The organism is Nocardiopsis sp. NPDC055824 (assembly GCF_053616335.1).
Genome location: NZ_JBSHDN010000070.1, coordinates 23,280 through 31,087, shown reverse-complemented (window position 1 = coordinate 31,087; position 7,808 = coordinate 23,280). Strand labels below are relative to the sequence as shown.

Genomic DNA, 7,808 nt, shown 5'->3' with positions numbered 1-7,808 from the left:
GCCGTGGGGACACCCCCGCGGCGCCTCCGCCGTTGCGGCTCACCCCCGCCCGGTGGCCGCTTCGGCGAACAGGTCCGCCATCTCGCGGGCGTAGGCCCCGTGCTCCTCGGCGGGGCGCCGTGCCACGGACCGCGGGGCGGAGCTGAGCGCGGCGAACAGGGCGTCGGTGAAGACCTCGGGGTCGAAGGGGCGGAACTCCCCGTGGCGCTGCCCCTCGGTGAGGAAGCCGACCAGCTCGGCCCGGCCGGCCTCGTTCCCCCGGGCGACGTGCTCCTGGAGCGCGGGCGGGAGCGCGGCGGAGAGCACCTCCCGGCGCGCGACCATCTCCTGGGGGTGGCTCGCGCAGTACGTGACGTGGCCGGTGACGATCCGGCGCAGACCGTCCTCGAAGCCCTCCAGGGGTTCGGGTCCGCCTTCCATCGCGCGGTCCAGGCGGGCGTCGATGTGGCCGAGGACCTCTCTGATCAGGTTCTCCTTGGTCTTGAAGTGATAGGTGATCAGCCCCGGGCTGATCGAGGCCCGTGCGGCGATGCGCACGAAGGAGGCGCGGGAGTACCCCTCCTCGGCGATGGCGGCGATCGCCGCCGTGACGATCTGCCTGCGGCGGGCGTCCTCGATGAAGGACCGGTCTCCGTCCGTCCTGTCGACTGGTTGCATGAATAGAAACCTATATGCTCAACTAGGATCATGGCGAACACCGGCGGAGAGGACCTCGGAACCCCGTGAAGAACGACCGCGTACTCGCCCTCACCGGAGCGACGGTGCTCGTGGGCGCCCCGCTCACGCCACGACGGGACCGCACCGTCCTGGTCTCGCAGGGCCGCGTCGGCGCGGCCGGACCCGGCCGCGCCGCCGACCTCCTCGCCGTGCGCGGGGACCCGCTGACCGACCTCGGCGCGCTGCGCCGGGTCGCCCTGGTACTGCGCGACGGGCGAGCCGTCGTCGACCGAACCCGAGAGAAGGCGTCATGAGCAGGGCCGAGCAGGCGACGAACCGACCGACCGTGGTCCGCGACGGAGCGGTGGCCCACGTGCTGCTGTGGACGTGCTTCCCCCTGCTCGGGGCGGCGGCGGGCTGGGTCCTGTCCATGGTCCCCGGGTGGCTGGCGGCGCTTCCGGAGTGGGTCCACGCGCTTCCCATGGTGCCGGGCCGGGAGCAGGTCGACCTCCTGGCCGGGCTGGACGGACCCGTCCTCACCGCCGTCCTGAGCGCCGTCGGCCTGGGGGCCGGCGCGCTGCTGGCGCTGCTGTCCTACGGCGACATGGTCGTGGTGGAGGTCGGCGACGGGGGCGTGCGGATCACCCGCGGGGGGAAGGGGCCGGAGATCGGACGCGACCGTGTCGGCACGGTCTTCCTGGACGGCAAGGACCTGGTCGTCCTCGGCCCGGACACCGCCGAAGCCGCCCGCGAACGCACCGACCACGGCGCCGGGCGCCTCCGCGCCGCCTTCGAGGCGCACGGCTACCGGTGGCGTGACGGAGACCCGCACGCAGACGAGTTCCAGCGCTGGGTGGACGGGATGCCCGGCCTCGAACAGCACGCGCAGGCGGTCCTGAGGGCGCGCCGGACCGCGTTGGAGTCCGGGGACGCGGACGACTGCGCGGAACTGCGCGGCGAGCTCGCCCGGCTCGGCGTGGTCGTGCGCGAGGAGGGGAAGCGGCAGTACTGGCGCCCGGTGCGGCGCGGAGCCGTGGGGGAGGGCTGACCCGCGCCCGACGGGGGAGCGGAGGGCTGCCGGAGCCGGAGGGCGCGCCCGGCGCGCCCTCCGGACGCTTCAGGGGCGGGAACGCGGCGGAGGCCTCCCCCCTTCCCGGGGGTCGGGCGCTCCGTCCTGGAGTCGCGCTGTTCCCCGGGCTCCTGCCTCCCGGGGGCCGGGGCTTTCCCGGGGACCGGGGCGGTGCGGTGGCCCGGTGCCGGGCCCCTGCGCCGACCGGGCCGGTTCTCGCACCCCCTCGCCGATGCGGTGGTTGCCGCGCGGCCCGTGCGCGGGAGAGCCGATCCTGCGCCTGCAGTACGGACAGGGTCCGGAGACGACCACGGTTGCTCCTCAGTCGTTGATCATGGCCAGGAGCAGGACGCCGCAGAAGACGAGGAAGGCCGTGGTCGGCCATGACGAGAACTGACCCTTGAAGTTGCGTGCGGTCACAGAAGCCTCCGGGTGCCGAGGGAAGGGGAAGACGGAACCTGAGTACCACGCGCCGGTGACACTCCGCAGTTCGTCGCTACGAAAAGTCACCCTCTGTCCTGCTTGTCAGGTGCCCTCCGCCGTGGCCGGGGCGGAAGGCCCCACGGGCGCCGGTGGCGGCCGCTGTGCGGCGAGTCCGCCGTGCGCCGCCTCCCGCCGGTCGGCCCGTCGTCATCGGAGCGGTCGATCCGGGAATGAAAACGGTTATCATTGGCTTATTAGGCGTGAGACCCCGAGGAGGCATCCATGGCACGCAACGAGGTACGCCCCATCATCAAGCTCAAGTCCACTGCGGGCACGGGCTACACCTACGTGACCCGCAAGAACCGGCGCAACACACCCGACCGGCTCACCCTGAGCAAGTACGACCCCCGGGTCCGCCGCCACGTCGAGTTCCGCGAGGAGCGCTGACCCGGCCCGGCCGCCCGCACAGCCGCCGCGCCCCGGCCCCGACCGGGGCCGGCGCCGAGGACACCGCCAGGAGGCACGCATGAAACCCGGAATCCACCCCGCCTACGGGCCCGTCGTCTTCCGCGACCGCGCGGGGGACTTCTCCATCCTCACCAGGTCCACCGCCACCAGCGACAAGACCATCGAGTGGAGCGACGGCAACACCTACCCGCTGATCGACGTCGAGATCTCCAGCGCCAGCCACCCCTTCTACACCGGCAACGCCCGGGTGGTCGACACGGCCGGACGCGTGGAGCGCTTCCAGCGCCGCTACCAGCGCAAGGGCTGACGCCCGACCGCGGCGGGGCGAGCGCCCCGCCGCCCGACCCACCCCACGACAACGACGAGGACAGGGCCGATGGCCGTACCCAAGCGCAGGATGTCGCGCTCCAACACCCGCACGCGCCGTTCCCAGTGGAAGGCCACCACCCCGGACCTGGTGCGCGTCACCCTGGGGGGACGCGAGTACCTGGTGCCGCGCAACCTCGTCCGCGCCTACCGGCGCGGACTGCTCTCCCCGCCCGCCTGAGCGGGACGCGACGACCGCCGCCGCACGCCGGGCCGCCCCGGGGCGCGGCGGCGTCCGTGTTCAGACCACCCGGACGATGTGCTTGCCCCGCACGCCCCCGGCCTCCAGCGCCCGGTGCGCGGCGGCCACGTCCGAGAGCGGGTGCACCGTGTCCACCACGGGTCGCAGGGCGCCCTCCTCGACGTACCGGGTCAGATCGGCGAACAGCGCGTGCCGGGGCTGGCCGCTGAAGAACCGCACCCGCCGTGAACCGAACACGTACGAGGCCAGGACGTAGCCCACCATGGCCGCCGAGTCGAAGGACAGCCCGATCATGCGCCCGCCGGGCGCCAGCAGCCGCCGCAGGGCCGGCAGGTCCGACCCCGCGCTGTCGACGATGACGTCGAACCTCCCCAGATCGGCCAGAGGGGTCGCGGCGTAGTCGAAGGCCTCCTCGGCGCCGAGCTCGCGGACCAGGTCCAGGTTGCGCGCGGACGCGAGCCCGGTGACGCGCCCGCCCATCGCCTTCGCGATCTGAACCGTGGTGTTGCCCACGCCGCCGCTCGCCCCGCGCACGAGCACCCGCTCGCCGCTCCGGAGGCGGGCCTTGTCGCGCAGGGCGGTGATCGAGGTCGTGCCGACCGGCAGTGCCGCAGCCTCGACCAGGTCGATGCCCTCCGGTGCCAGGGACACCTGCCGGGTCGGCACCGCCACGTACTCCGCCGCGCTGCCGAACCCCATTCTCGGCAGCAGGCCCCACACCCGGTCGCCCACCCGGTAGCCGGTGGCGCCCGGCCCGGTCTCCGCGACCTCGCCGGTGAAGTCCATGCCGACCCTCTTGGGGAAGGAGCGGCCCGCCACCCACCGAAGCCCGCCCGAGCGCAGCAGCAGTTCGCCGCCGTTCACGCTGACGGCGTGGACCCGCACGAGCAGCTGCCCGGGGCCGGCGGTCGGGGCCGGGACCCGGCCCTCGTACAGGACCTCCGGGGGGCCGTACCCGTCGTACAGCGCCGCTCTCATCAGGCTCGCCGATCCCATTGCCCACTCCTTCGGATGTGCGGAGGACACACTCCCCGCCTTATGTGGACAGGGTCGTCCGCTTTCTCTCCACGCTAACGCGCCAAACGGACAGCACCATCCGTTTGCCGTAAAGTGAGAGGCATGGCAGAGCGGACCTCTCGGATGGAGCCCGGCGGCGCCGCCCGCGTCGCGGAGAACCCCTCGGGCGCAGGGGCGGAGCCGCCCGCCGTGCGCGAACCCCCGATCGCGGGCCGGGGCCTGCGGTCCGACGCCCGGCACAACCGCCGGCGCATCATGGAGGCCGCCCGGGCGGCGTTCGCCGAGCGCGGGATCGACGTGCCGATGGTCGCAATCGCACGCCGGGCGGGGGTGGGGCCGGCGACCCTCTACCGCCGCTTCCCGACCAGGGAGACCCTGGTCGCCGAGGTCTTCGCCGACGAGATGGCGGAGTGCGCCGGGCTGGTCGACGAGGCGCTCGCCGACCCCGACCCCTGGCGCGCCTTCTGCACGGTGCTCACGGAGGTGTGCGCCATGCAGGCGGCCGACAAGGGCTTCACCGAGGCCTTCCTCGCGGCCTTCCCCGACTCCGACGGCTTCGACGAGCGGCGCGTCCACGTCGAACACGGCCTGGACGAGCTGATCCGCAGGGCCAAGGAGTCGGGGCGGCTGCGCGCCGACTTCGCCCGGGAGGACATCGTCCTGGTGCTCCTGGCCAACGGCGGCATCGTCACATCCGACCCGGAGACGACCCGGGCGGCCTCGCGGCGCCTGGTCGCCCACATGCTCCGGTCCTTCGAGAGCGCGGGCGGCTCCGGGGAGCTGCCCCCGGTGCCCCCGATCGGACTGGGCCAGCTGTACCGGCTGCCGGGGGACTGACGCCGACCGGGGCGCGCCCCGACCGGACGTACGAAACGCCCCCACCCCTGGCATCCGAATCCCCGCGGGTCGGGCAGGCTTGGACCCGTGACGACCCGAACCGCCCCGGACGCCCCCGTCCCGGACCCCAGCACCGCGCGCACACCGCGCAGACCCGTCGACCTCCTCCTGGGCACGGCGGGCCTGCTGCTGGTGGCGGCGATCATGCTCGCCGTCCGCGTGGCCACCGACAGCGGCGACGCGGCCGACCCCGACCGGCTCCGATCGATCATGCCCTCCGGCCTGCTCCTGTTCGTCGCGGTGGGCGCGAACCTGGTGATCATCGTCCTGGTCTGCTACGTGGTCCTGCGCACCCTGTTCACGGGGAGGCCCCGGGACCTCGCGCGCGCCATGGCCTCGGGCGTCGCCGCCTACGTCCTCGCCTCCCTCATCAACGCCGCCCTGGCCACCCTGATCAGCCCCGGCCAGGTCCCCAACCCCCTCACCCCCGCCCCCGACGACGTCTTCACCGGCGCCACCCTGGGCTACGTGGCCGCGGTCCTCGCCTTCATCCGCACGATGCCCACGGGCCTGCCGCGCACCCGCTCCGTCCTGTGGGCGGGGAACACCGCCGTCGCGGTCTGCGCCCTCCTGGCCGGGGTCACCAGCCTGCTCGCCCTCGTGCTCACCGTCCTGGTCGGCCTGACCTGCGCCTTCCTCGCCCGTTACGCCATCGGCGCGGGCGCTCCCGCCCCGGCCGACGACCGGCGCCTGCGCGCCGAGCTGGAACGGTTCGGCATGACCGCGACCACCGTCGCCCGGGCGGGCGAGGACCGGGAGGGCAACCCGCGCCACCTGGCCGAGCTCGACGACGGCGGCCGGGTCGAGGTCACCGTGCTCAGCTCCGAGAACACCTCCGGGTTCTGGCGGCGCCTGCGCGACCTGGTGTTCCTGCGCGGACCGGTCGCCCCCCGGATGCTCTACGGCGTGCGCCGCCGGGCCGAGCACGCCGCGCTGATGAGCTACTCCGCCCGGAACGCCGGCGTCACCGTCCCCCGGGTCCTGGGCGTGGGCGAACTCGGCCCCGGCACCGTCGTCCTCGTCCGCGAACCCCCCGGCTCCCTGCCCCTGGAGGACCTGGACGACGACGCCCTCACCGACGACGTCCTCGACCTGTGCTGGAACGGGCTCGGGACCCTGCACCGCCACCGCATCGCCCACGGCGGGCTCAGCGGGGCCACGGTCGGGATCCTGGGGGCCGCCCCGGAGAGGGCGGGGTTCACCGGCATCGACCGGGGCACGGTGGCCGCACCGCAGATGAGGATCTCCCTCGACCACGCCGCGATGGTCACCCTGCTGGCGATGCGGGTCGGCGCCGAACGCGCGGTGGACTCGGCCGTGCGCTCCCTCGGGGTTCCCGCCACGGCGGCGATCCTGCCCTTCCTGCAACCGGCCGGCCTGCCCTACCCGCTGCGCTCGGGCCTGCGCGCGCACCGCGGGCTCCTGGGCCGGCTGCGTGAGCGCATGGTCGAGACCGCCCCCGAGGCGCCCGCCGAACCGGCCCGCCTGGAGCGCATGCGGCCCCGCACGATCGTCAGCTTCGTGGTCGCGACCGCCGTCGGACTGGTGCTCCTCTACCAGCTGACCGGGGTCGACTTCAGCACCATCGGCCAGGCCGACCCGGCGTGGGCGGCCGCCGCCTTCGTCATGTCCACCGTGTGCATGGTCGCCGCGGCGATGATCCTGGTCGGGTTCGTGCCGGTCCCGCTGCCCTGGTGGCGCACGGTCATGGTCCAGTACGCGGCCTCGTTCGTGCGGATCGCCGCCCCGGCCGGGCTCGGGTCCATCGCGGTCAACACCCGCTTCGTCACCAGGGCGGGAGCCCCCGCCGCGCTGGCGCTGTCGGCCGTGGGCCTCACACAGCTGGTCGGGTTCCTCATCCACGTGCCGCTGCTGCTGGTGTGCGCCTACCTCACCGGCGCCTCGTACTGGACGGGCTTCACCCCCTCGCCGACCGTCGTGGGGATCAGCATCGCGGGGACCGCGGTGGTCGCCGTGGTCCTGCTGTCGCCCCGCATGCGCCGGGCGATCGCCTCCCGGACCCGCCCCTACCTGCAGGGGGTGCTGCCGCGGCTGCTGGACATGCTCCAGAGCCCGTCCTCCCTGCTCCTGGGGTTCGGGGGGACGCTGCTGCTGACCGTGGGGTTCGTGCTGTGCCTGTACGCCTCGGTGGCGGCCTTCACCGACCCGGGCACGCGGGTGAGCCTGGTCGCGGTCGCCGTGGTCTTCCTGGCGGGCAACGCGATCGGCTCGGCCGCGCCCACCCCGGGCGGCCTGGGTGCGGTCGAGGCCGCGCTGATCGGAGGGCTCACGGCCGTGGCGGGCGTGCCCGCGGCCGTGGCGCTTCCCGCGGTGCTGCTGTTCCGGCTGCTGACCTTCTGGTTCCCGGTCCTGCCGGGCTGGGCGGCCTTCAGCCACCTCCAGCGCCGTGAGGCGATCTGACCGGGAGGATTGCGGCGGGGTGCGCGCCCGGCCCCGCCGGGGGCGGGCGGGGGCGCGGTGGCCGGCGCCGCTAACCTGGGAGGACAGGGCCCGTGCGAGCGGGCGGTGCGCGGCCCCCGGTCCCTCCCCGTCTGTCGGCGGGACTCCTGTCCCGGCGCGGGGCGAGGGGGTCGAACACCGCGGCCCCGGCCCCGGAGACGAGCGGTTCGGGCAGGTCAGGCGAGTGATCCCATCATGTGCCGTTTGTCACTGGCGGGCGTCGGCGGGGGTAATCCTCAATTAAGATCG

The 7,808-nt window shown here is 74.3% G+C and carries 9 protein-coding genes; 7 read left to right on the top strand and 2 right to left on the bottom strand.

Annotation, left to right across the window (positions count from 1 at the left end; genetic code table 11):
* Nucleotides 1-39 precede the first annotated feature (39 nt).
* Nucleotides 40-657: a TetR/AcrR family transcriptional regulator gene (locus ACWGL3_RS16205; protein WP_267945245.1), complete on the bottom strand. Its 618-nt coding sequence runs from the start codon at nt 655-657 to the stop codon at nt 40-42.
* Between the two features lie 65 nt (nt 658-722).
* Here ACWGL3_RS16205 and ACWGL3_RS16200 point away from each other — a divergent pair, with 65 nt between their 5' ends.
* The 5 genes from ACWGL3_RS16200 to rpmF all read left to right on the top strand — a co-directional run bounded on the left by ACWGL3_RS16200 (nt 723) and on the right by rpmF (nt 3,164).
* On the top strand, nt 723-971 hold the full coding sequence (locus ACWGL3_RS16200) for a hypothetical protein (protein ID WP_267945244.1): 249 nt from the start codon (nt 723-725) through the stop codon (nt 969-971).
* Nucleotides 968-1,705, top strand: a complete 738-nt coding sequence (locus ACWGL3_RS16195; RefSeq protein ID WP_267945243.1) for a YqeB family protein — start codon at nt 968-970, stop codon at nt 1,703-1,705. The genes ACWGL3_RS16200 and ACWGL3_RS16195 overlap by 4 nt, the downstream gene beginning before the upstream one ends.
* 726 nt (nt 1,706-2,431) lie before the next feature.
* The gene (rpmG, locus tag ACWGL3_RS16190) at nt 2,432-2,596 is read left to right on the top strand and encodes a 50S ribosomal protein L33 (protein WP_267945242.1); all 165 of its coding nucleotides are present in this window, start codon (nt 2,432-2,434) and stop codon (nt 2,594-2,596) included.
* A 79-nt stretch (nt 2,597-2,675) separates the two neighbouring features.
* Nucleotides 2,676-2,924, top strand: a complete 249-nt coding sequence (locus tag ACWGL3_RS16185; protein WP_267945241.1) for a type B 50S ribosomal protein L31 — start codon at nt 2,676-2,678, stop codon at nt 2,922-2,924.
* A gap of 69 nt (nt 2,925-2,993) precedes the next feature.
* The gene (rpmF, locus tag ACWGL3_RS16180; protein WP_267945240.1) at nt 2,994-3,164 is read left to right on the top strand and encodes a 50S ribosomal protein L32; all 171 of its coding nucleotides are present in this window, start codon (nt 2,994-2,996) and stop codon (nt 3,162-3,164) included.
* A gap of 60 nt (nt 3,165-3,224) precedes the next feature.
* Here the strand turns inward: rpmF and ACWGL3_RS16175 are convergent, their stop codons facing one another.
* Nucleotides 3,225-4,181, bottom strand: a complete 957-nt coding sequence (locus ACWGL3_RS16175; protein WP_267945239.1) for an NAD(P)-dependent alcohol dehydrogenase — start codon at nt 4,179-4,181, stop codon at nt 3,225-3,227.
* A 123-nt stretch (nt 4,182-4,304) separates the two neighbouring features.
* Between ACWGL3_RS16175 and ACWGL3_RS16170 the strand changes: the two genes are divergently transcribed.
* Nucleotides 4,305-5,039, top strand: coding sequence for a TetR/AcrR family transcriptional regulator (locus ACWGL3_RS16170; RefSeq protein WP_267945238.1), 735 nt, complete (start codon nt 4,305-4,307; stop codon nt 5,037-5,039).
* Nucleotides 5,040-5,126: 87 nt separating this feature from the next.
* Nucleotides 5,127-7,520, top strand: a complete 2,394-nt coding sequence (locus ACWGL3_RS16165) for a lysylphosphatidylglycerol synthase transmembrane domain-containing protein (protein WP_452461475.1) — start codon at nt 5,127-5,129, stop codon at nt 7,518-7,520.
* Nucleotides 7,521-7,808: the final 288 nt, after the last annotated feature.